This window comes from Streptomyces sp. NPDC110618 (assembly GCF_055657065.1).
The window spans coordinates 69396-91259 of sequence record NZ_JBVKBN010000016.1; the positions used below are offsets into that span (position 1 = coordinate 69396).

The 21864-nt window shown below is 71.7% G+C and carries 20 protein-coding genes and 2 tRNA genes; 10 read left to right on the forward strand and 12 right to left on the reverse strand.

The genetic code is table 11. From position 1 onward, the window contains the following. Positions 1-105: 105 nt before the first annotated feature. From ACZ7L7_RS25575 to ACZ7L7_RS25595, 5 genes are all read left to right on the forward strand, one after another. Positions 106-1311: a DNA polymerase III subunit delta' gene (locus tag ACZ7L7_RS25575; RefSeq protein ID WP_285514232.1), complete on the forward strand. Its 1206-nt coding sequence runs from the start codon at positions 106-108 to the stop codon at positions 1309-1311. Positions 1312-1481: 170 nt separating this feature from the next. Beyond that, on the forward strand, positions 1482-3095 hold the full coding sequence (locus ACZ7L7_RS25580; RefSeq protein WP_285514231.1) for an alpha/beta hydrolase: 1614 nt from the start codon (positions 1482-1484) through the stop codon (positions 3093-3095). 107 nt (positions 3096-3202) lie between these two features. After that, positions 3203-3279 (forward strand) — tRNA-Thr (locus tag ACZ7L7_RS25585). A gap of 439 nt (positions 3280-3718) precedes the next feature. After that, entirely contained in the window at positions 3719-4126 is a 408-nt protein-coding gene (locus ACZ7L7_RS25590; RefSeq protein ID WP_285514230.1) for a hypothetical protein, read from the forward strand. 93 nt (positions 4127-4219) lie between these two features. Beyond that, positions 4220-4305, forward strand: a tRNA-Ser gene (locus tag ACZ7L7_RS25595). Positions 4306-4349: 44 nt separating this feature from the next. On the opposite strand, the gene ACZ7L7_RS25600 is transcribed toward ACZ7L7_RS25595, so the two are convergent. Genes ACZ7L7_RS25600 through ACZ7L7_RS25655 form a run of 12 tightly spaced genes read right to left on the reverse strand, consistent with a single transcriptional unit; the run spans position 4350 to position 15087 of the window. Further along, positions 4350-5618, reverse strand: coding sequence for an MFS transporter (locus ACZ7L7_RS25600; RefSeq protein WP_472077339.1), 1269 nt, complete (start codon positions 5616-5618; stop codon positions 4350-4352). After that, positions 5615-6772 carry an ATP-grasp domain-containing protein gene (locus tag ACZ7L7_RS25605; protein WP_472077341.1) on the reverse strand — a complete coding sequence of 386 codons (1158 nt, stop codon included), beginning with the start codon at positions 6770-6772 and terminating at the stop codon, positions 5615-5617. Before ACZ7L7_RS25605 ends, ACZ7L7_RS25600 begins: the two co-directional genes overlap by 4 nt. A 2-nt stretch (positions 6773-6774) precedes the next feature. Next, positions 6775-7449 carry a metallophosphoesterase family protein gene (locus ACZ7L7_RS25610; RefSeq protein WP_453603120.1) on the reverse strand — a complete coding sequence of 225 codons (675 nt, stop codon included), beginning with the start codon at positions 7447-7449 and terminating at the stop codon, positions 6775-6777. Continuing rightward, positions 7446-8648, reverse strand: a complete 1203-nt coding sequence (locus tag ACZ7L7_RS25615; protein ID WP_471431118.1) for an ATP-grasp domain-containing protein — start codon at positions 8646-8648, stop codon at positions 7446-7448. Before ACZ7L7_RS25615 ends, ACZ7L7_RS25610 begins: the two co-directional genes overlap by 4 nt. Further along, the gene (locus ACZ7L7_RS25620) at positions 8645-8986 is read right to left on the reverse strand and encodes a glutaredoxin domain-containing protein (protein ID WP_285514225.1); all 342 of its coding nucleotides are present in this window, start codon (positions 8984-8986) and stop codon (positions 8645-8647) included. The genes ACZ7L7_RS25615 and ACZ7L7_RS25620 overlap by 4 nt, the downstream gene beginning before the upstream one ends. Continuing rightward, positions 8986-10128 (reverse strand): pyridoxal-phosphate-dependent aminotransferase family protein, encoded by a 1143-nt coding sequence (locus ACZ7L7_RS25625; RefSeq protein ID WP_285514224.1) that lies wholly within the window; start codon positions 10126-10128, stop codon positions 8986-8988. The genes ACZ7L7_RS25620 and ACZ7L7_RS25625 overlap by 1 nt, the downstream gene beginning before the upstream one ends. After that, positions 10125-10589 (reverse strand): YjbQ family protein, encoded by a 465-nt coding sequence (locus ACZ7L7_RS25630; RefSeq protein ID WP_285514223.1) that lies wholly within the window; start codon positions 10587-10589, stop codon positions 10125-10127. The genes ACZ7L7_RS25625 and ACZ7L7_RS25630 overlap by 4 nt, the downstream gene beginning before the upstream one ends. Then, entirely contained in the window at positions 10586-11827 is a 1242-nt protein-coding gene (locus ACZ7L7_RS25635) for a hypothetical protein (RefSeq protein WP_285514222.1), read from the reverse strand. Before ACZ7L7_RS25635 ends, ACZ7L7_RS25630 begins: the two co-directional genes overlap by 4 nt. Then, complete coding sequence (locus ACZ7L7_RS25640; protein ID WP_453603115.1) at positions 11824-12777, reverse strand: isocitrate lyase/phosphoenolpyruvate mutase family protein; 954 nt, start codon at positions 12775-12777, stop codon at positions 11824-11826. The genes ACZ7L7_RS25635 and ACZ7L7_RS25640 overlap by 4 nt, the downstream gene beginning before the upstream one ends. Beyond that, on the reverse strand, positions 12774-13859 hold the full coding sequence (locus ACZ7L7_RS25645; RefSeq protein ID WP_472077345.1) for a beta/alpha barrel domain-containing protein: 1086 nt from the start codon (positions 13857-13859) through the stop codon (positions 12774-12776). The genes ACZ7L7_RS25640 and ACZ7L7_RS25645 overlap by 4 nt, the downstream gene beginning before the upstream one ends. Further along, positions 13856-14560, reverse strand: a complete 705-nt coding sequence (locus ACZ7L7_RS25650; protein WP_453603111.1) for a thiamine pyrophosphate-dependent enzyme — start codon at positions 14558-14560, stop codon at positions 13856-13858. Before ACZ7L7_RS25650 ends, ACZ7L7_RS25645 begins: the two co-directional genes overlap by 4 nt. 2 nt (positions 14561-14562) lie before the next feature. Then, positions 14563-15087 (reverse strand): thiamine pyrophosphate-binding protein, encoded by a 525-nt coding sequence (locus tag ACZ7L7_RS25655; RefSeq protein WP_285514218.1) that lies wholly within the window; start codon positions 15085-15087, stop codon positions 14563-14565. 905 nt (positions 15088-15992) lie between these two features. Here ACZ7L7_RS25655 and ACZ7L7_RS25660 point away from each other — a divergent pair. From ACZ7L7_RS25660 to ACZ7L7_RS25680, 5 genes are all read left to right on the forward strand, one after another. After that, positions 15993-17435, forward strand: coding sequence for a PLP-dependent aminotransferase family protein (locus ACZ7L7_RS25660; protein WP_472077348.1), 1443 nt, complete (start codon positions 15993-15995; stop codon positions 17433-17435). 77 nt (positions 17436-17512) lie between these two features. Beyond that, complete coding sequence (locus ACZ7L7_RS25665) at positions 17513-19297, forward strand: class II fructose-bisphosphate aldolase (RefSeq protein WP_093722582.1); 1785 nt, start codon at positions 17513-17515, stop codon at positions 19295-19297. After that, positions 19294-19776, forward strand: coding sequence for a YbaK/EbsC family protein (locus ACZ7L7_RS25670; RefSeq protein ID WP_285514215.1), 483 nt, complete (start codon positions 19294-19296; stop codon positions 19774-19776). Before ACZ7L7_RS25665 ends, ACZ7L7_RS25670 begins: the two co-directional genes overlap by 4 nt. Before the next feature lie 31 nt (positions 19777-19807). Beyond that, complete coding sequence (locus ACZ7L7_RS25675) at positions 19808-20731, forward strand: DMT family transporter (protein ID WP_285514214.1); 924 nt, start codon at positions 19808-19810, stop codon at positions 20729-20731. A gap of 105 nt (positions 20732-20836) precedes the next feature. Then, positions 20837-21844 carry a DUF389 domain-containing protein gene (locus ACZ7L7_RS25680; protein ID WP_453603105.1) on the forward strand — a complete coding sequence of 336 codons (1008 nt, stop codon included), beginning with the start codon at positions 20837-20839 and terminating at the stop codon, positions 21842-21844. Positions 21845-21864: the final 20 nt, after the last annotated feature.

Here is a 21864-nt window from a genome sequence, read left to right on the forward strand (position 1 = left end):
AGCTGCGCGGACGGCGGCCCCGGGCTGGGGCCGCCGTCGTTGTCAGTGGGGCCCTCCACAATGGAGGGCGTACCGCGTCACGTGGACGAAAGGGCGGCGTACGTCATGACCGTGTGGGACGACCTGGTGGGGCAGGAGAAGGTGAGCGAGCAGCTCGCCGCCGCTGCCCGGGACGCCGACGCCCTGGTCACCGCCGCGGCGGCGGACGCCCCGCCCCCGGAGGCGTCGAAGATGACGCACGCCTGGCTGTTCACGGGCCCGCCCGGCGCCGGCCACACCCAGGCCGCGCGTGCCTTCGCCGCCGCGCTGCAGTGCGTCAGCCCCGACCGCGCCCTCGGCGGGGCGCCCGGCTGCGGCTTCTGCGACGGCTGCCATACGGCGCTGATCGGCACGCATGCCGACGTCACCACCGTCGCCGCCGTGGGCACCCAGATCCTCGCCGAAGACATGCGGGACACGGTCCGCAAGTCGTTCACCTCGCCCGCCAACGGCCGCTGGCAGGTCATCCTCGTCGAGGACGCCGAGCGCCTGAACGAGAAGTCGGCCAACGCCGTCCTGAAGGCCGTGGAGGAACCGGCTCCGCGCACGGTGTGGCTGCTGTGCGCCCCCTCCATTGAGGACGTCCTGCCCACCATCCGCTCCCGCTGCCGCCACCTGAACCTGCGTACGCCCTCGGTCGACGCCATCGCCGACATGCTCGTACGGCGCGAGGGCATCGAGCCGGACGTCGCCGCGGCGGCGGCCCGCGCCACCCAGGGCCACGTCGACCGGGCCCGACGGCTGGCCACGGATCCGGCAGCCCGTGAGCGCAGAGCGGCCGTACTGAAGCTGCCGTTGCGCGTCGAGGACATCGGCGGCTGCCTCAGAGCGGCGCAGGAGCTGGTGGACGCGGCGGCCGAGGACGCCAAGCAGCTCGCGGAGGAGAGGGACGGCAAGGAGACCGAGGAGCTGAAGGCGGCGCTCGGCGCGGCCCAGGGCGGCCGGCTGCCGCGCGGCACGGCGGGCGTGATGAAGGACCTGGAGGACAAGCAGAAGCGCCGCCGCACCCGCACCCAGCGCGACAGCCTCGACCTCGCCCTGACCGACCTCACCGCCTTCTACCGCGACGTCCTCGCCCTCCAGCTCGGCTCCCGCGTCGCCATCGCCAACGCCGACGCCGAGGACGTCCTCGACCGCCTGGCGCGCAGCAGCACCCCGGAGGCCACCCTGCGCCGTATCGAGGCCATCGCCGCCTGCCGGGACGCCCTGGACCGCAATGTGGCGCCGCTGCTGGCGGTGGAGGCGATGACGATGGCACTGAGAGCGGGCTGAGGAGGGGCCGTCCCGCTGGTGCGGCGAGCGGGCTGAGGAGGCCGTGCCGGTGCTACGGCTCGACGGGCCGACCGGGTGAAGCGACGGACGGACGGTTGACCGCGTAACCCGTACGAGCCGCGCTCCGCACGGAGGGCATCCATTCGGCTGCACAGAGTTACGCTCGCTGGATGCACATCAGGCGCCCCCACCCGACTCCCACCCCCGGCACCGGGACCCCTCGGCACGCCCGGACCCGCAGAGCCCGCGCGGCGGGAGCCCTTCTCGCCGTCGCCGCGCTGGTGGTCTCGGCGTGCTCCACCGGCGGCTCGTCGACTTCGGCGAGCTCGGCGGCCGAGGCGGCACTGGCCGCGCTGCCGCGGGCGACACCGGACACGCTGGCGCCGTACTACGGCCAGAAGCTGAGCTGGCGGGCCTGCGGAGTCCCCGGATTCCAGTGCGCCACGCTCAAGGCGCCGCTCGACTACGCGCAGCCGCAGAAGGGCGACGTGCGGCTGGCGGTGGCCCGCAAGAAGGCCACCGGACCGGGCAAGCGGATCGGATCGCTGCTGGTCAACCCGGGCGGGCCGGGCGGTTCGGCGATCGGCTACCTCCAGGCGTACGCCGGTATCGGCTACCCGGCCGAGGTGCGCGCCCGCTACGACATGGTCGCCGTCGACCCGCGGGGCGTCGCCCGCAGCGAGCCGATCGAATGCCTGTCCGGTCCGCAGATGGACACGTACACCCAGACCGACATCACCCCCGACGACGGGGCCGAGCGCTCGGAGCTGGTGGACGCCTTCAAGACCTTCGCCGAAGGCTGCGGCGCCGACTCGCCGCAACTGCTGCGCCATGTGTCCACCGTCGAGGCGGCGCGGGACATGGACATCCTGCGCGCGGTGCTGGGGGACGAACGACTGCACTACGTGGGGGCGTCGTACGGCACCTTCCTCGGCGCGACGTACGCGGGACTGTTCCCGCAGCGGGCCGGGCGGCTGGTGCTGGACGGCGCGATGGACCCCTCGCTGCCCGCCCGCCGGCTGAACCTGGACCAGACGGCCGGGTTCGAGACGGCGTTCCGGGCGTTCACGCGGGACTGCGTCCAGCAGCCGGACTGCCCGCTGGGCACGGACGCCGAGAAGGTGGGCCCCAACCTGAAGGCCTTCTTCGAGGAGCTCGACGCCCGCCCGATCCCCACGGGCGACGCGGACGGACGCAAGCTGGGCGAGTCCCTCGCCACGATCGGCGTGATCGCGGCGATGTACGACGAGGCGGCGTGGGCGCAGCTCCGCGAGGCGCTGACCATGGCGATGGAGGAGAACGACGGCGCCGGCCTGCTGGTCCTCGCGGACAGCTACTACGAGCGGGACGCGAACGGCAGCTACTCGAACCTGATGTTCGCGAACGCGGCCGTGAACTGCCTGGACCTGCCCGCGGCCTTCGACACACCCGAGCAGGTCGAGGCCGCCCTGCCCGCCTTCGAAAAGGCGTCCCCGGTCTTCGGCGAGGGCCTGGCCTGGGCCTCCCTGACCTGCGCGTACTGGCCGGTGGCCGCGACGGGCGAGCCGCACCGCATCACGGCGGAGGGCGCGGCCCCGATCGTCGTGGTCGGCACCACCCGCGACCCGGCGACCCCCTACCGCTGGGCCCGCGCCCTGGCCTCCCAGCTCTCCTCCGCCCGCCTCCTCACCTACGAGGGCGACGGCCACACCGCGTACGGCCGCGGCAGCGACTGCGTCGACCGCACGATCAACGCGTACCTGCTGGACGGCACCCCGCCCCCGGACAAAAAGCGCTGCTCATAACGTCCGCCGTCGGCCCCGGCCAGGGCGGGCCGGGGCTGGTGCGGAGCACCCCCGGAAACTGTGTAGACTTACCGACGTTGCTGATCGCACCATAGTGCGGGCAGTGCGCCGCCTTAGCTCAGATGGCCAGAGCAACGCACTCGTAATGCGTAGGTCTCGGGTTCGAATCCCGAAGGCGGCTCCATCCGAAGCCCAGCTCAGATTCTCTCTGAGCTGGGCTTTTTCGTTCGGCGGATGTGGCGACGACGGCGTGCGCGCGGGGTGCGTCGGTCCGTGGTCTCCCTTCCGGTCTCCAGTTGACGGTTCCGGCCGCGGCTCCGGGACGGCTTCCGGGCGAGGCTGTGCGTCGCGCAGTCCGGTGGGCACGGCTCGAACCGGTGGAGTCCGGGGCCGCACGTGTGAGGGTCCTCGCGTCCGTGCCGTCACGCGAGGCGTTGACCGGGGGCGACTGACCGCTGAGCGAAGAGGCGACTGAACGGTGCACAAGTGAGCCGTGAGAAGGGCGAGTTGTGCAGCGTTGAACCTTCCGTGGCTCTGTATCCGAGCATAGGCTCCTCGGCACTTGGGCTGTTGCTCACTCACCGAGGGCCCAACTGCTCGAACTCGTCGCTTAAGGAATCCGTGTGAAACTCAGGAAGACAGCCCTGGCCGTCCTCGCCGCTTCCGCACTCTTTGCGGGCGCCGGCACGTCCCACGCCGCTGCGGGGTGGCAGTACGTTGGCGGTTCAGAATTCACCAAGCGGGACGACACCATCATCAGTAACTGGTTTACCGCGCACTACGTCTACTCCGGCGGCGGTGATTTTCAGGCCTGTGTTGCTCATGACAACGATTCCTATACTCACGGGTACACGCTCTGGGAGCAGGACAGCAGCACCATGAAGAAGGTGGCGACCAAGTACGGAAAGCAAGGGGACTGCTTCATATTTCGGGACATCGGAGCCTATGTTGACGGCGACAACAACAAGGCCGAGTTCCGCCTCTCGACGGATGACCCCGAGGGCGGTTACGAAGTTCTGTTCTGGGACTAGAACCAAGGCTGTGGTTGGTCAGGCCCGCCCCGCCTGAATAGGACCGGCCCGGGCGGAAGGCGCCGGGCGGAATGGGGTACCGTCCCGGTTCGCGCGGTCTGAATTGTGGTCCCGATCAACGCCAATTCTGATGTGGTCCGCCGCGTAGGTCTCGGGTTCGAATCCCGAAGGCGGCTCCATCCGAAGCCCAGCTCGGAGTCTCTCCGGGCTGGGCTTTCTTGGTTCAGATAAATGGTGCCTGTCCCGACGTCCCCCTCACCCGCAGCGCCAGTGGTGCCGCCGCCCCTGCCGCCGCGAACAGTGCGCCGAGCACCAGCCACCCCGCGCGTGGATGGTCGCCCAGGCAGAGGGTGGCGATCAGGGCCGGGGCCAGGGCTGTGGCTGCGCCGCGGCCCAGGGAGAAGAAGCCCTGGTACTGGCCGTGCATGTCGTCCGGGGCGAGGTTGAAGCTGAGGCCGAAGGAGCCTGCGGACAGCCAGAGTTCGCCCAGCGTCAGGGCCGCCGCGAAGAGCAGGAGGAGGGTGCCGGCCTGCCAGCCGGAGAGACCGGCGGTGAAGGACACCAGCGCGCAGGCCGCGAGGAGGGCGAGGCCTGCGGCTCGGCACATCGCCGCCGCCCGGGCGTTGTCCTCCGCTCCTCTGCTGAAGCGGATCTGGAGGCAGATCACCATCACCGTGTTGACGGTGACCATCGCCGACACCAGCACCCGCGGGGCTTCCGTGTGTTCCAGGACCCACAGCGGGACCGCGAAGGACAGCACCTGGGCCTGCAGGGACAGGACTCCGCAGATCAGAGTGATCGCGGCGTAGCGGCGGTCCCGCAGGACCTGCCAGCCCGCGCCGGGGTGCGACGACGGCTTCTCGGCCGGGCCGGGCTCGCGGGCTCGCAGGCCGCGCAGCGGTAGCGCCGCTGCCGGGTACGTCAGTGCCGTGCACCCCAGCAGGACCATGTAGCCCGTCTTCGAGTCCGCCTGGATGACCAGGGCCGAGGCCGCCGCGCCGAGCGTGATGCCGATGTTGGTCACCACGCGCAGGTAGGCCCGCAGGCGGACGCGTTCGGCGCCCTCTCCCGCCGTGGCCACCAGTGCGCCCCGGGCCGCCGTGCTGCCCTGTTCGGCCAGGAGGAAGACCAGGATCAGGGCCGCGAAGGCAGGGAATGTGCGGGCGAAGATCAGGGCGGCCATCGTGGCGAACTGGACGGCCAGGAGGGCGGTGTAGGTCCGGCGCGGGCCGTAGCGGTCCGCCAGTTTGCCCAGGGGGACCGCTCCTGCCAGCGCCGCGATTCCGGCGACCGTGAGGCCCGTGGCCACCTGGTGGACGGGCAGGCCGACGACCCGGGTGAAGAACAGGGTGCTCGTCGTCAGGTACAGGCCGCTGCCCACCGTTTTGACCAGCCAGGACAGGGCCAGGAGGCGGGGCGCGCCCGGGGCGGGGAGCGCCGCCGTGAGCAGGGCTCGTGTCCGGCGGGGGGTGGGGGGTGCCGTTGTCGTCATGCGGGGGGCACCGCCAGGCTGTGCAGCTCCGCTATGACACGCTCCGCGGATTCCTCGTCCTGCGCCTCGAAGTACGCCTCCAGGTGTGCCGGGCTCGCGCACTCCTCCGGTGTCAGGACCTCCAGGACCCCGGGCCTGGTCAGCACCTGTTCGCGGAGGCCGGGGAGGGCCGGCAGGCGGGTGCGGCCCACTGTCGCGGGTCGGGGAGTGAGGGGTGCGGGGCTGGGGGGTTCGCCGGTCGAGACGCGGACGAACTCCTCCCACAGGTCCAGGCCGAACGCGTGCCACCACATGCGGGAGATGCCCATGCCGCCCGGCCGGACCGCCACTTCGCCGATCACCGGGCCCGTCCCGGTGCGGAAGACCTCCAGGTGGGTGACCCCGGCGGGCAGGGAGAGTGCTGAGACCACCTGGGCGTGCAATTCCAGCACCTGCCGCGAGAACGGGTCCTTCCGGTCCGCGATGTAGCCGCTGTTCAGGTTCGGCGTGATGCGCAGGGGCGGGAGGTAGTAGCGGGAGACCGCCGCGTGCGCTACCTTGCCCTCATGGACGACTCCGTCGCAGTGGTATTCGTGTGTGAAGCGCACCAGGCGTTCGACCTGGATCGGTAGTCGCCCGGCCGCCAGGTCGGCGAAGTCGCCTGAACCGTGGCGTTCCGTGAACTCCTCCTCGGAGTCCACGCGGTACGTGCACTTGGACGCCGCGCCGAACACCGGCTTGATCATGATCGGCCAGCCGGTCCGCTCCGCCGCCCCGGGTACGTCGAAGAGCGTGGCGGCCTGGGCGTGGTCCGTCACCGGGAGTCCCGCCGCCCGCAGCCTGTCCTTCATCGCCCGCTTGTGGGCCGCCCAGAGGGACTGGTCCACGCCCGGACCCGGTACACCGAGCAGGGCGCGGACCAGGCCCGCCGCCACCACGCTCTTCTCCGTCGCCGCGATGACGTGGTCGACGGGGCCGTGGGCGGCGAGTTCGTACGCGGCCTGCTCGACCTGGGTCAGGTCGGCGAAGCTGTCGACGTACGCCGTCTCGTGGTCGCGGTACAGGTCGGCGTAGACCTTGCGGGTCATGACGCGGACGGTGACGTCGGGGCGGCGGGTCAGGGCCCTGAGGACCTCGGGCTTGTCCGAGTTGAGCAGGAGTACCTGCCGGGTCACTGCTACTCCGTAGTTTGAGGGTTGTGGTAGGTGACGGTGGCCGCCGCTTCGTCGATCACGGCCCAGGCGGGGGAGGGGCCCCGGTCCGGGGCGCAGGGGGCCACCGAGCCCACGTTGACGATGTAGCGGGCGTCCGGGGCCAGGGGGACCGGCTCCCCGAAACGTACGGGCACGTGGTCCACGTGCGTCGGTCCGCCCGGCCGCAGCCGGTACAGGGCACTGCGGTGGTGGTGGCCGTGCACCAGGGCCCGGCCGGGGAAGTCCGCCTCGGCGGGGCACCACCGACCCGGCTCCAACTCCCGCCAGGGCAATGAGTGGCCGTGGCAGTACCGGGCGAAGTCGGTGCGGTGCTCCAAGGGGGCGTCGAGCAGGGGGCGCGCCCAGTCGGGAAGATGGGTGTCGGGCACCAGTGCGCGGATCCGTTCCTCCTGGTTGCCGCGCACCAGCCGTACGCCGTCCAGGAGGCTGGCGAGTTCGGGGTCCGGGTCGAAGACGTCCGTCAGGCTGCCCTTGAACTCGTACGCGGGCGCGTCCCGTTTGCCTATCCGGCACTCGAAGACGTCGCCCAGGCAGAGCACTTCGTCCACACCCTGTGTGCGGATCCGCGAAAGGACCGCGCGCAGGCGTGCCGGGTCCCCGTGGATGTCGGTCACCACGGCACGGCGCACTGCTCTCACCCGCTCGTCCTGATCCGCACGCGGGACGCCAACTCCTCGCACACCCGGGCTGCTTCGGCCGCGTCGGTGCCATCAGCGATGACGTATCCGGCGCGGTCCCCCGAGGCACGTACCGGGCGGACCGGGGCGCCTGCCTCGACGTCCAGGTGGATCTCGGCGGTGGTGCCGGTGGTGTCCGGCAGGGTGATGTGGTCCACCTTTCCGGGGGGTGGGGTGAGGAAGCGGATGGCCGCTCCCCGGCGGGCCACCGGCGGGGCGGTGGGTGCGCTCAGCAGGCCGAACGGGCAGGCCGCGGTCAGGGTTACCACGTCCAGGCCGTAGGCGCGGCGCAGGAGTTCGCGGATCTTGTCGCCGCCGATGCGGTTGTGCGACTCCAGGACGCGCGGGCCCTTCGCGGTGACCTTGACCTCGGTGTGGGCGGGGCCCTCCACCAGGCCCACGGCGTCGAGGAAGGCGTGGACCAGGCCGGTCACCTCCGCCAGGACAGGCGCGGGGAGGGCGCTCGGCTGGGTGTGGCCCGTCTCCACGAACGCCGTGCCGACCAGCTTGTCGGTGACCGCCAGTACCGTGTGCTTCCCCTCGTGGGAGAAGCTCTCCACGCTGATCTCCGGGCCGTCCAGGTACTCCTCGGCGATCGGCTCGGTGCCGCCCGCCGCCTCGAAGGCCCGCCAAGTCTCCTCGGCCGCCCGCGCGTCGGGCACCTTGAAGACCGCCTGGCTGCCGGTGCCGGCCGCCGGTTTGAGGACGACCGGACCGTCCGTCGCACGGCAGAACTCGGCCAGGTCCGCCGCGTCGCGCGGTGCGGCGGTGTGCACCGGGCCGATGCCCCGGGCGTTGAGCAGTTCCCGCATGCGCTGCTTGTCCTGGAGCAGGCGCACGGTGCGCAGGGAGTTCCCGGGCAGGCCGAGCCGTTCGGCGAGCGCGGCCGTGGGCAGCAGGCCGCGCTCGGTGAGCGACAGCACCCGGCCGAAGGGGTGCTCGGCGTGCAGCGGGGCCAGGGCCGCGTGCAGCGCCCCGGTGTCCGCCAGGTCCGCCGCGAGGGCCGTGTCGGCCTCCGCGGCGACGGGCGGCGCCGGTTCCGAGGCGTCGTGCACGAAGACCGTGGCGATCCCCAACGCTTGTGCTGCGCGCACCAGTTGCGGGGTGCCCGCGAGCACCGCGAGACGCGGTGTCGCGGGCACCTGGCGACCGGAGGTCATGCCGCGGGCTCCGACCCGCCGGCACCGGTCTCGGCGGCGGTCTTGGCGGCCACCTCGTCGCGCGCGTCGGCGGTCTTGGCTGCCACCTCGTCCGGGTCGCCGAAGCGCTCCTTGAGGTACGCGATGATGTCCGCGTTCTCCCGCAGCTTGCCCGGGATCACGGTGGCGCCGTCCACCAGGGCCGGGATGAACTTGCTGCCCGTGGTGCGGATCAGCTCGTGCCGCTCCTCGCGCGGCTTGGGCACGTTGACGTTGATGTAGGAGACCTGGAGCCGGGTGAGCAGTTCGCGCACCGGCTTGCAGTCGGGGCAGGTCTCCCGCTGGAACAGGACGAGCATCAGCGGCCCTCCTCGTGGAACGTACGGATGATCTCGCCGACGCCGGAGCCCGGCGTGAAGCTGTGGCCCAGGTCGAGCAGGGCCATCTCCAGGGCGCCGAAGATCCCGCACAGGTCGAGGGAGTCGGCGGCGCCCACGTGCCCGACCCGGATGAGCTTGCCCTTGAGGTGGGCCTGGCCGCCGGTCATCGTGACGCCGTAGGACGTGGACAGCGTCTTCAGCAGGCGGCCGGTGTCGATGCCCTCGGGGGCGAGGGCCGAGGTGATGACGTGGCTGCGCCGGTGCGGGGCCTGGACGAAGGTGCTGAACCCCAGCTTGAGCAGGGCGCGTTCGGCCGCCCTGCCGAGGACGGCGTGGCGGGCGCGGAAGGCGTCCGTGCCCTCCTCGTCCAGCATCCGCAGCGACTCGTGCAGGGCGAGCAGCAGGGACACCGCGGGGGAGGAGGACGACATCGGGTAGAAGTGGCGCAGGCGCTCGAACGACCAGTAGTAGTTCGGGCCGGTGGCCTTCTCCACCGCCGTCCACGCCTTCTCGGAGAGGGCGACGAAGGCGAGCCCGGGCGGAAGCATGAACCCCTTGTGGGAGGCGGCGAGGACCACGTCCAGGCCCCAGGCGTCCATCTCCAGCGGGTGCACCAGCAGACCGCTGATGGCGTCCACGACCACTACCACATCGGTGTTGCGGAAGATCCGCCCGATCGCCTCGACATCGTTGAGCGCACCTGTGGAGGTCTCGCTGTAGACGACGAACGCGCCCTTGATCCCGGGGTGTTCGCGGTACGTGGCCGCCACCCGCTCGGGGTCGGCGCTGGTGCCCCAGTCGCTCTGGACGACGTGCACGGTGAGCCCGTACGACCGGCAGATCGCCTGGAAGCGTTCGCCGAAGTAGCCGTTGGAGACGACCAGGACCTCGTCGCCGGGCGAGAAGCAGTTGGCGACCGCGGCCTCCATCGCGCCGGTCCCGGAGGAGGCGATGGTGTACACGGGGGCACTGGTGCCGAACAGCGGGGGCAGGGCGCCGCTGATCTCGTGGATCAGCTGCTCCATCTCGGTGGAGCGGTGGTGGATGATCTCGCGGGCCCCGGCCAGCAGCAGCCGCTGCGGAACTTCGGTGGGGCCGGGGGTGGCCAGCCGCAGCTTCACCGGCTGTTCTCCTTGATCTCGTGGGGGCGGTGGGCGGGCGCCGCGGGCCGGGGCGCGTCCAGGAAGACGCGGCGGGTGGCGGGCTTCAGGTCGAAGTCGAAGAGCACCACGCGGTGGCTCGGCGACATGGCGAGGCGGCCGTCCCGGAAGGGGACGAGCAGACTGGTGCCGAGCAGCGACGACTTCAGGTGCGAGAAGCCGTTGGGGTCGGCGGTGGTCAGCTCGTGCAGATAGCGGCCGCCGTCGGCGGGCGACTCCGGCGCGATCCGTTCCAGGGTGCGCAGCAGGTCCTGCACGGCGCCCGGTTCGTAGCGCATCACGGTGAGCCCGATGGTGCTGCCGTGGGCGAACACCCCGGCCAGGCCGTCGCCGGTGCCGTGCTCCTGGAGAGCGGTGGCGATCCGGTCGGTGAGGTCGTAGTGGGAGTTGAGGCCGGTGCTCTCCACCGTCAGTTCGATCACCGGGCCTCCCCCGCGGGTCCGGCGATCGCGGGCGGCACGTTCTCGGCGGTCAGGTCGCCCGGGCCGGTCACCGTCCAGGCGGGCACCCCGGACAGGATGGCGGTGATGCGGTCGCGCTGGGCGGCGTGGGCGGCGCGGTTGTCGTCGAGGTAGTGGTGCCAGCCCGCGTTGGCGCCGTCGAACGCCGACTCCACGTTGGCGCGCAGCACTTCGGCGTGCTCCTCGCGGCTGCCGGTGAGCGGCTCGACGGCCGTGCGCTCGCCGGGGCCGATAGCGGGGTGCAGGATCGCCGCGACCGGCACGCGCACCCCGACCGGGGCGCTCGGGAAGCGGTCCCGGAACGGCAGCGGGTCCACCGCGAACTTACCCAGCGGCGAGAACGCGTGGCCCTCGGCGGGCGTGTAGTCGTCGCCGATGCCCGCGATCTCCTTCAGGCCCGGGTACTTGGCGATGGTGCCGTAGCCAAGGTGCGGGTAGTCGGGCCAGCCCGCGGCGACGACCGAGCCGTCCGGCAGTTCGTGCAGGACCGTCTTGTCGCCGCTGAGCACCTGGTAGCCGAAGTGCTCCACCAGCTCCATGAGCACGGTGCTCTTGCCGGCCCCCTTCGCGCCGGTGACCAGGACGACCTCGCCGTCCCGGTAGGCGGCGGTGGCGTGCAGCACCGCGGCGCCGGTGTTCTCCTGGTGCTTGAGCACCAGGTCGCGCACCAGCTCCACGAGGTCCATGTGCCCGCCGGCGCCGAGCGTCACGTCGATCACGCGGGCGGCGCGGTCGAAGCGGAAGCGGCTGCCGGTCTTGGTGCACTCCAGGTACTCGCGGCCGTCCACGGCCGCCCGCCGCGCCGGGACGGTGAAGAACTCGCTCGCGCTCTTGCGCAGGTAGATGTCCTCCGTCGCGGTCCCGGCCGGGGGCGCCAGGCGCTCCGGGTCCGGGGCGTGGACGCGCAGGGTCGCGACCGGGTCGCGGTCGCTCTCGCCGGGCTTGGCCTCCTCGGCGACGAGGTGGGTGGAGAGGAAGGCGAGCGCGCCGTCGATGTCGGCGCCGGGCGCCACCTCCAGGTCGAGGTGGGTGCCGTGGAAGTCCAGCCGCAGGGCGGAGTGCTCGGTCGTGGCGGTCGCTGTGGTGGCGTGGTCGGGTGTGGCGGTCACGGTGGTGCCGTGGTCGGGTGTGGCGGTCACGGTGGTGCCGTGGTCGGGTGTGGCGGTCACGGTGGTGCCGTGGTCGGGTGTGGCGGTCACTGTGCTGCCTCCGCGAGTTCGCGTCCGAGGGACTCGTAGCGCTCCTGCTGCGCCAGCATCTGCGGCATGCGCTGGAGGTCGAAGACCTCCTTGAGCGGGGCGAGTTCGGGCTCCACGTTCAGCGTGGTGCCGTCCCGCATGATCCGGGTGAGGGTCTCCCGCATGGCCCGGATCGAGCTGCGCAGCGCCTGGTTGGCGTAGATCGCCATGGCGAAGCCGCGCTGCTCCAGCTCCTCGACGGTGACCTGGTTGTACGTGGTCGGCACCACGATCACCGGGAGGTCGCCGCGGTAGGACTCGCGGAAGGCGAACACCTCCTCGGGGTCCTTGCGCTTGGAGTGGATCAGCAGGGCGTCCGCCCCGGCCCGCTCGTACACCTCGGCCCGGCGCAGCGCCTCCGCCATGCCCTGCCCGGAGATCAGCGCCTCCAGCCGGGCGACCACCACCATGTCGGTACGGGTCTCGGCGGCGGCCCGGATCTTGGCCGCGAAGTCGTCCAGCGGGGCGAGGTCCTGGTTGCCCTCGACGAAGCTGTTGAGCTTGGGGAACTGCTTGTCCTCGATGCACACGCCGGCCACGCCGCGCGCCTCGTAGGAGCGCACCATGTGGATGACGTTGTTGACGTTGCCGAACCCGGAGTCGCAGTCGGCGAGGACCGGGATGTCCACGGCGGCGGCGAGGTCGGCGGCCGCGTCCAGGCATTCGCCCATGGCGAGGATGTTGGCGTCGGGCACCCCGGCCGCCGCCGAGATCTCCAGTCCGCTGGACCAGACGACGTCGAAACCGGCCTCCTCGGCGAGGCGGGCGCTGAGCGGGCTGTGCGCGCCCATGGCACGGGCCAGCCGCGGCGCGGCCAGCGCGGCGCGCAGCCGCCGGGCGGGGCTTGCCGGCGGGGCCGGCGGGGCCTGCAGGTCGTTCGGTTGCTGCTGGGGCGGTCGGCTCCCGGTCATGCGTCCCCTCCGTTGGTCGGTTCGGTGTCCTCGGTGCGGCCGGTGGTTGCTTCGGATGGTTCCGGGCGTACGTCGCTCACGGCCGTCGCCCCCGCCAGTTCCCGGCACACGTCCTCGACCGTCTCGTCGAGGACCTTGCGCGGGCGGGCCGCGCCGATCCGGCGTCCGACCTCCCACGGATCGAGACCGTGGCGGGCGCTGATCTTGTCGATGCGGTCCTGGAAGTAGAAGTGGTGGTCGTTGATCCCGGCGGCGATCTCGGCCCGGCGCACCGTCATGGGGCGCGGCAGCACCTGCTCGGCCACGTACTCGGCGGCCTCGCAGACCAGCGGCAGATCGGCGTGGGTGTCGTACTTGGGCCACGCGGTGAGGAAGGCCGCGGCCTGCTCGGTGGCGAGGTTCCCGGCGCCGCGCGCCATGGCGCACAGCGAGGCGTCCAGCCAGGTCACGCCCGCGTCCAGGCCGGCGAGCGCGTTGGCGGCGGCGAGGCCCAGGTTGTTGTGGGCGTGGATGCCGAGCGGAGTCGGCAGCCGCTCGGCCAGCAGCTCGACGCGCCCGCGCACGTCGTCCGGGGTGAGCGCGCCGAAGGAGTCGGCGATGTAGAAGACGTCCGGTGTCTCGGCCGCCACGATCCCGGCGATCTCGGCGAGTTGTTCCTCGGTGGTGTAGCTGACGGCCATCAGATTGACGCCGACCTTGAGGCCGAGGGCGCGCACGGCGCGGACGTACTCCGGGACCCCGTCGATGTTCCACGGGTAGGCGGCGACGCGCACCATGGACACGGGACTGTCGGGCAGGTCGTCCATGGCCCGGACCGGACACACGGTGGGGACGACCATCACGGCCAGCTCGGCGTGCGACACCTCCGGCAGCGCGGCGAGGTACTCGGGTGTGCAGTGCGCCGAAGGGCCCGCGGTGGCGCTGGCCTTGCTGCCGGAGCCGCCGCGGTAGCCGACCTCGATGACGTCGACGCGGGCGGCGTCCAGGGCGCTGACGATGGTGCGGACGTCGGTGGCGGTGAACTGCCAGTCGTTCTGGTTCCCGCCGTCGCGCAGGGTGCAGTCGAGCAGGGTGGGCTTCACACGGCTCCTTCCAGGTGCGACGTCGGATCGGGGAGGGCGGCGGGACCCTCGGGGAGGGCGGCGGAACCTTCGGGGAGGGCGTGGGCGGGGGCACCTCCGGCGAGGGCGGGGGCACCTCCGGCGAGCGCCGGGGCACCGTCGGCGACGGCGGGGGCGCCCTCGGCCAGGTGGGTGCGGAAACGTTCCACCAGTTCCTGCGGCGACTGCTCCACCCGCTTGCCCGCCGGGTGCTCGCGCGGCTTGCAGCGGATCCGCACCAGCGTGGGTGTGCCGGTCAGGTCCAGGGCGGCCAGCTCGTCGAGGTCCGCCACGGTGTGGGCGGCGGCGTAACCCGCCGCGAGCGCCATGGCCGCCGGGTCGCCGAGGGCGGCGGTGCGCTGGCCGCCGGTGCTCTCGTGGGCGCCGTTGTCGAGGACGACGTGCAGCAGGTTCGGCCGGTGCTCGGCGATCATCGGCAGACAGCCCGGGTTCATCGCGAACGAGCCGTCGCCGTCCAGCACCAGCACCCGGCGCTCAGGGTGGGCCAGCGCGATGCCGAGCCCGATCGGAGCGGCCATGCCCATGGAGCCGACGAGGTAGAAGTGGTTGGCGCGGTCGCGGATGTTGTACACGTCGCGCGTGATGTAGCCGCAGGTGCTCACCGTCAGGGCGGCCGGCTCCCGCTCCAGCAGCGCGCCCAGGGCGTCACGGATGTCCAGCAACGCTAGATCCCCTCCCGGACGATCAGTACGGCGGTGCTCCGGCCGTCGTCGTACTGCTTGAGGAACGCCTCCACCGAGTCCTCGGGACGCTCGTTGTCCAGCACCGTCCAGGGCAGCCCGAACACATCGAGCAGCCGGGTGAGCTCACGTCCGATGACGTCGTGCTCGACGGCGTCGTTGCCGCCGTGTCCGCGCCAGCTGACCACGAGCGGCAGATGGACGTCGTAGATGAGGTTGAACGAGGTGAGGACGTTCAGCGAGTAGCCGAGGCCGGAGTTCTGCATCAGCACCACGGGCCTGGCGCCCGCCACGGCGAGTCCGGAGGCGACTCCCAGGGCGCTGTCCTCACGCGGCGCGGGGATGTACGTGGCCGGACAGCCGGGGTCCTCCAGTAACCGGAAGAAACCCTTCAGCAGGGAACACGGGACGCCGGTGAAGTGGGAATGCCCGCGGGTTACGAAGGCGTTCAGCAGGGTTTCTGCGACTTCGGTCCCGGGTCCTGCCGCCAACGATGACTTGGGCAGCACGGATGACCTTTCTTTTGCGAAGCACGGACGCGGTCACGCCCGGAGGGGAGCGTCTGTGTGCCCCCCCGACCGAGCGGATCCTGCATGACGCCCATGTGAATCCGCAATGACATTCCAGTATGCGAGCAGGCGAATTCAAGAACGGGCGATTCGGGTATGTCAGGCGTTCAGTGATCTTGTGGGTGGTCGCCGATGGTATTTGAGCCCCGCAATGACTGAATATCGATGTTTGAAGTGGTGGGCGTGAGGATCCGGTGCCGAAATCCGATGGTCGTCGACACAAGTGGGGGTGGCTGCTTCCGGTGCCGCGGAGGGCTGCGCCGCTGGTCACGCGGGCGTACGTGCGTGACGCGCCCGCGCGCGCGTGTCCGGCCGCGAAAGCCCGGGATCACCCGGGCCCCGCCGGGCCGGCTGCGCGTTTTCGCCCGTCGGAGAGGGTGCGGGGCGCGCGAGAGGCCGGAATCCGGCGTTCGGTGCATCGGGTTTGAGTCAGATCGAGGGTGCGGTGGCCGGTGTTCTCCCCGCGGCCCGTACGTACGGGATTGCCGGTGCCTATGCGCGTAATCCGGGCGTTGCGCGGAGTGTCGTTGGCGCGTCTTGTCTGTATTGCTCCATTCCTGGGACCGGGTGACCGCAGGTAAGGTAAGGATTCGGGGTGGCCGAATTTTGATGAGCTGAATTTGATCTTCCTCGTGTACATTCGGCGCCATCGGCGTGTCGATGCCTCAAGGGGCCCGAAGAATCGGGGAGGCTCGCTCAAGAGCATTGATGGCGGCGTTCGGCTCGGTCCGGCGCATAACCCCGCACAGTGTCGTGCGCGGGAGCCGACTCCTCACTTCGTTCATTTCTCAAGTTCCTTTCTTTATTTCTTTTGAGCTCTTTCCGACATGCAACGGGGTTGATTCATGCGCGCGGCAGAACAGGACAGTGGTGTCGGCCTTGTCGACGACGGAGCGCAGGCCGCGGTCGAGGCGGCCGAGGGGATCATCGAGGAGGCGTCCGGCGGCGACGGCGGGGTGTTCGCGCCGGCCTGGTCGGACGACCGGGTGGCGCACCTGCTGGAGCGGCTCACCTCGGACTTCGTGCTCGACAACACCTACCGCGAGCAGCACCTGAGCCTCACGGCCAGCGAGAACTACCCGAGCAAACTGGTACGGATGCTCGGCAGCGCACTGCAGGGCGGCTTCTACGAGTTCGCGCCGCCGTACCCGACCGAGGCGGGCGAGTGGGCCTCCCCGGACTCCGGCGCCAACGCCTCCCTGGTGGGCAAGCTGACCGGGATCGGGCGGCAGCTCTTCGAGGCGGCCACCTTCGACTGGCGGCCCAACGGCGGCTCGGTCGCCGAGCAGGCGGTCCTGCTGGGCACCTGCGGGCGCGGTGACGGGTTCGTGCACTTCGCGCACAAGGACGGGGGCCACTTCGCGCTGGAGTCGCTGGCCGCGGCGGCGGGCGTCAACACCTACCACCTGCCGATGGTCGACCGGACCCTGCTCATCGACGTGGACCGGCTGGCCACGCTGTGCGCCGAGCACCCGGAGATCAAACTCGTCATCCTCGACCAGTCGTTCAAGCTGCGCTGGCAGCCGCTCGCCCAGATCCGGGCCGCGCTGCCCGAGGGCGTCTTCCTCGCCTACGACGCCAGCCACGACGGTGCGCTGATCGCGGGCGGGGTGCTGCCGCAGCCGACGCTGCTCGGCGCCGACGCCGTGCACGGCAACACCCACAAGACCATCGCCGGGCCGCAGAAGGCGTACGTCGCCTTCCGGGACGCCGACCACCCGAGGCTCAGGGCGGTGTCGGACTGGGTCTGCCCGCAGATGCAGAGCAATTCCCACGCCGAGCTGATCGCGCCGATGTACGTGGCCCTCTCCGAGATCGCCCTGTACGGCCACGACTACGCCCGCCAGATCCTCGCCAACGCCAAGGCCCTCGCGCACGCCCTGCACGAGGAGGGCGTGCGGGTCTCCGGGGAGTCCTTCGGCTTCACCGAGACCCACCAGGTGCACGTCGTCACCGGCTCGGCCGCCGACGCCCTGCGCCTGGCCCTCGGCGACCTGGCACACGCCGGCATCCGCACCACCAACATCGAGGTACCGGGCGCCAACGGCCTGCACGGCCTGCGCCTCGGCGTCCAGGCGATGACCAGGCGCGGGCTGCGCGAGACGGAGATGCGCGAGGTGGCACGCCTGGTGGCCAAGGTCGTCCTGCGCCGCGCCGAGCCCACGGCGGTACGCGCCGAGGTGGCCGACCTCCTCCAGTCCCACCCCTTGGACCGGCTCGCGTTCTCCTTCGACTCCTACGTCGAGTCCCCGGCGGCGGCCCGGCTGCTGGGGGAGGTGTTCCGGTGAGCGTCACGAGTACACGGGACACGGGACGCACCCGGACCCTGATCCCTCGGCCTCCCCTCCCACCCGGAGTGCCCGGCGTGCTGAGCGCGGCCGTGCGCCCCCGCCGGAACGACGTACCGCACGCCGTCATCAGCGCGGAGGTCTGGCACACCGAGTGGGCGAGGGACCTGGTCGAGCGGCTGGCGCTGCGGACGGTCATCGCCGACGAGCGGCTGTCCTGCGAGCGGGTGCTGGACACGCTCGCCGCGCAGTCCGTGGCGTTCGTCTGCGAGGAACTGCCGGTCAGCGGACTGGCCGCGATGACCTGGGCGGCGCGCCGCACCGAGGCGCTGCGCCGGGACGACCCGCTGCTCGGCGTGGTGTTCATGGTCGAGGACCCCCGGGCCCTGGACCCCCGCGCCCTCGGCCCGCTGGTACGCACCCTGTCACCCGGCGACACGGACCTGCCCGGCTTCCTCGCCGAAGTGCAGCGCGTGCGGCGCGAGTTCCACTGGGAGGCACGCAACCGGCGCCCCGCTTCCCGGCCGGCCGGGGAGGCCGCGGCGCGCCCCGCCCGGTGGGCCGGGACCGTACCGAACTTCAATGTGAAGCACCCGTCCATGCTGCTGCCGTACGCCCTGCTCTCGGCGCGCACGCGGCGGGAGGTCTACTGCGAGGTCTCGCCGCAGGAGGCCCTGCTGTTCGTCGCGGACAGCGTGGGCCGGGGCCCGGCCGCCGCCGTCGCCGAGGTCTTCCGCACCCTGCGGCAGGACGTCGACCGGCTCAACTCCGCGCTCGGCTCCCGGCTTCGGCTGCACCTCGACCACGCCGACGACTACGAGGTGGTCCAGGCCGCCTGCGAGGCCGGGTTCGACTCCGTCATGGTCGACGGGTCCGGCCGTACGCTCCACCAGAACGTGCTGTTCACCAACGCGGCCACCGAACTGGCCCGCCGCTACGGCGTCCTCGTCGAGGGCGAGATCGGCTCCATCGACGGCGCGGGTCTGCGCAAGTGGAACAAGACGACACCGGGCGACTTCACCCGGTTCGCCGAGGACACCGACCTCGATCTGATCGGGGCGCACGTGGGCCAGTTCCACAGCTTCGACTACGGCTTCGCCGCCACCCGCCGCTCGCTCGCCGAGGTCGGACTGCTGGACGACCGCGCCACCGGCGACGACCTGCACGCCTTCACCGAGGCGTGCGCGAGCGTCGAGAAGGAGCTCAACGACGCCGGACTGCCCGGCTACTCGGCCGAGCACCGGCTGCTCGCGGCGCTGGCCCGCCGGGCCACCACCGAGGGGGACGGGCCGCGCCTGGACGCCGTGTTCCAGGAGATGCGCGCCCGGGTCCCGGTGTACCAACGGCCGCTGCTGGACGCCCTGGAGAAGGAGTGGCTGGAGCGGCGGCTGGCCAAGGCGCGCCGCAAGACCGAGCTGTGGGACGAGGTCTTCGCCACCGAGCCCGCGCGCGAGCACCGGTACGCGGCGATCGACCACGGACTCGTCCAGACCCTCACCAAAGTGCTGGACGGCACCGGCCGCGCCCTGGTCGTGCACGGCGGCACCTCGCTCTCCCGCGTCGACCTCGCCTCCCTCCCCGCGCACGGCGTCGCCCGGGTGAACTTCGGCAGCGGCGTCTACGCCGACTATCTGGAGGCCCTGCGCGCACACCTCCCCGTTGACGTCAACGCGGCAACGGGCGAGGGAACTTGGAAGCACCTGCGGCGCATGTCGTACCTTGCGGAGGCGACACGGGACTGGCGGTCCTGGACCGACGCTCCGCCGTCCTTCGTCGACACCTTCGTCAGCCGGCTGGAGCGGTGCTACGCGGCCCCGCTCCGTGGCCGTACGCCCGAACAGGCCCAGGGAGGCCGCAGTTGAGTCCCTTTGAGCAGATCGTCGACCTTCTCGACCGGGAGAAGGCCAGCTACCGCGTGGTCGAGCACCCGGCCGAGGGGCGCTCCGAAGAGGTCGCCTCGGTGCGCGGCACGACCGTGTCGCAGGGTGCGAAGGCGCTCGTGTGCCGGGTGAAGGGCATCGAGGCACCGGCGGTGCTGGCCGTGCTCGCGGGCGACCGGCGCGCGGACCTGAAGAAGGTCGTCGCCGCGGTCGAGGGCAAGAAGGGCGGGTTCGCGCCCTCGGACCTGGCCGAGCAGCTCACCGGGTGCGCGGTCGGCGCCATCCCGCCGCTGTCGCTGACCGGCACGCTGCCCGTCGTCGCGGACGAGGAGTTCCTCGCGGCCCACGAGGAGATCGCCTTCAACGCGGGGCGGCTGGACCGTTCGGTGGTCATGGCCACCGAGGACTACGTACGGATCGTGGCGCCCTCGGTGGCGCCCATCGCGGCGCCGGCTCAGTAGGGACCGAAGCGAAAAAAAGGGGGTGCGTCGGGTGCGGGTGCGCGTCGGGGCACAGTTCGTCGCGCTGGCGTGCGCGTGGGGCTCCAGTTTCCTGTTCATCAAGGTCGCCCTGGACGGGCTGACCCCCGCGCAGGTCGTCTGGGGGCGGCTGGTGCTGGGCGCGCTGGCGCTGTGCGCGGTCATGGCGGTTACCCGCAGCCGGATCCCCCGCGACCTGGGGCTCTGGCTGCGGCTGTCCGTGGTCTCCGTCCTGCTGTGCGTCGTCCCCTTCCTCCTGTTCTCCTGGGCCGAACAGCACCTCGACTCCGGCATGGCGAGCATCCTCAACGCCACCACCCCGCTGCTGACCCTCGCGGTCAGTACGGCGGCCCTGGCGGACGAACGGCTCGACCGGCGCCGTACGACCGGCCTGCTCGCCGGGTTCGCCGGGGTCCTGGTGCTGATCGGCCCCGGGGGCCTGACCGGCGGGGGCGGCCACCTCCTGGCCCGGCTCGCCTGTCTCGGGGCCACCGCCTGCTACGGCGTCGCCTTCGTCTACCTGCGCCGTTTCATCACCCCGCGCGGACTCCCGGCGGTCGGCGTCGCCTTCGTGCAGGTCACCATCGGCGCGGCCATCATGCTGGCGGCCACCCCCTGGCTCGCCGGGCCCGCGCCCCGTATCGACGCGCCGATCGCGCTGAGCATGCTGGCGCTGGGCGGGCTGAGCACCGGCCTGGCCTACCTGTGGAACAACAACATCGTCCAGGCATGGGGCGCGGTGAACGCCTCCGCGGTCACCTACCTCACTCCGGTCGTCGGCGTCACCGCGGGCGTCCTCCTGCTGGGCGAGCGCCTGAGCTGGAACCAGCCGCTCGGCGCGGCACTGATCATCGCCGGAATCATGGCGGCGCACGGTACGCCCCGGGCGGTCGCGGTGCCGGACGCCGCACCGGAGAAGGAGCGCGTGGCCGGTTGAGCGGCCCTTCGGCGAGTCGATCAGCCCAGGTGCGGGGCTGGTTCATGACCGACTGAGCACGTGTCCTGCCCGCTGGATATGCGCGGGTCGTGGTTGTTTGGGTGAATGATCAGCAAGGTTCGCGCCCGGGTCCTGCCGGCCTCCCAGCGCCGCACGCTGGACGAACTCACCGAGGACCTGATCCTCTCCGCCGGGGACACGACCGCCAAGCGCTCGGCGTTCTGGACGATGCTGACGCTGTCCGCGGTCATCGCGGCGGGCGGGGTGCTCACCGACTCCACGGCCACCGTGATCGGCGCCATGATCATCGCCCCGCTCTCCACCCCGATCATGGGCATCGCCCTCGGCTCGGTGCAGCGACGCCGCACCGGGTCGATCACGGTCGTCCTGCTGGCGTGTCTGCTGGTGATCGCGACCGGGATGCTCATGTCGCTGGTCCTGCCCGCCGACTACGACCTGCTGTCCAACAGCCAGATCTCCTCGCGCACGGCACCCACCCTCATGGACCTGGTCGCGGCCCTCGCGACCGGTCTGGCCGGAGCGGTGGCGCTCGCCCGCCGGGACGTGGCCGCCGTACTGCCCGGTGTCGCGATCGCCATCTCGCTCGTCCCGCCCCTGGTGGTGACCGGGGTATGCCTGGGCCAGTTGGCGGGCTGGCAGGCACTGGGCGCGTTGGCGCTCTTCGTGTCCAACCTCTTCGCCCTGGTCTGCGCCGGGATGCTGGTCTTCGCCGCGCTCGGCTACGCGGGGGAGGCGGAGGCGGACAGGGCCGCGGGTCGCCCGGGGCGTAGGGCCTACGCGGCGATGGCCCTGCTGTTCGCCGTCTCGGTCGTCCCGCTCGCCGCCGACACGACGGCCACCGTGCTGCTCAACGTATGGACCGGCCGGGCCAGGAACGCCGCCCAGCAGTGGCTCGCGGACGAACCGAACGCGACCGTCACCGGCGTCGACGCCCAGTCCCGGACCCTGCACATCCATGTCCGCGTACCGGGAGAACTTCCTCCGGTACGGGCCCTGCTCGACCGCCTCGACGGGCAGCTCCCCGACGGCATCCCCGTCGTGGTGGATGTCCAGCGCGGCCGGCGTGTCGACGCCGGGAAGGTGGGCGACTGAGCCTCCCGACTGCGCGGCGA

Bases quoted from the DNA above. Each gene is read 5' to 3' on its own strand.
- ACZ7L7_RS25615 (WP_471431118.1), bottom strand. From the start codon at position 8,648: ATGACCTCCGGTCGCCAGGTGCCCGCGACACCGCGTCTCGCGGTGCTC.
- ACZ7L7_RS25640 (WP_453603115.1), bottom strand. From the start codon at position 12,777: ATGACCGGGAGCCGACCGCCCCAGCAGCAACCGAACGACCTGCAGGCC.
- ACZ7L7_RS25660 (WP_472077348.1), top strand. From the start codon at position 15,993: ATGCGCGCGGCAGAACAGGACAGTGGTGTCGGCCTTGTCGACGACGGA.
- ACZ7L7_RS25580 (WP_285514231.1), top strand. From the start codon at position 1,482: ATGCACATCAGGCGCCCCCACCCGACTCCCACCCCCGGCACCGGGACC.
- ACZ7L7_RS25600 (WP_472077339.1), bottom strand. From the start codon at position 5,618: ATGACGACAACGGCACCCCCCACCCCCCGCCGGACACGAGCCCTGCTC.
- ACZ7L7_RS25680 (WP_453603105.1), top strand. From the start codon at position 20,837: ATGATCAGCAAGGTTCGCGCCCGGGTCCTGCCGGCCTCCCAGCGCCGC.
- ACZ7L7_RS25575 (WP_285514232.1), top strand. From the start codon at position 106: ATGACCGTGTGGGACGACCTGGTGGGGCAGGAGAAGGTGAGCGAGCAG.
- ACZ7L7_RS25620 (WP_285514225.1), bottom strand. From the start codon at position 8,986: ATGCTCGTCCTGTTCCAGCGGGAGACCTGCCCCGACTGCAAGCCGGTG.